Source organism: Bacillus cereus group sp. BfR-BA-01355 (genome assembly GCF_022663675.1).
Taxonomy (GTDB): domain Bacteria; phylum Bacillota; class Bacilli; order Bacillales; family Bacillaceae_G; genus Bacillus_A; species Bacillus_A thuringiensis_S.
The window spans coordinates 1-361 of record NZ_JAKUFY010000335.1; the positions used below are offsets into that span (position 1 = coordinate 1).

A 361-nucleotide genomic window follows, 5' to 3' on the forward strand; every position below is an offset into this window, starting at 1 on the left:
TCTCTAAAATCATTTCTGTTAACTTCAGTGCCTTGTCTACATTGCCAGATTGAAAATGTGCAATGGCTAAATTATTATGACCTGACCAAAATTCCGGATAATCTTTCGTAACAATTTCTAATGTAGCAATTGCTTCTTCCAATTGTCCATTACGAATATAACGATTCGCTTCTTCCTGCATAACAATTAAATCATCTTCATCTTCAATCTCTTCCGCACCCATTGCTTCTTCTTCCATAATCTCAAGAAGTTCTAATGTATCTTCTACGAATTCCTTCTCTTTTGCAAATTCTAAATAGCGATCCGCATATTTCTTCGCCTGTTGAAATAACCCCATATATGCATAATTATTTGCAATAAA

Annotated in this window: 1 protein-coding gene; it reads right to left on the bottom strand. The window is 34.1% G+C overall.

Annotation, left to right across the window (positions count from 1 at the left end; translation table 11 throughout):
* On the bottom strand, positions 1 to 361 hold a 361-nt coding region (locus MR167_RS31925; RefSeq protein ID WP_242316273.1), incomplete at both ends, for a tetratricopeptide repeat protein.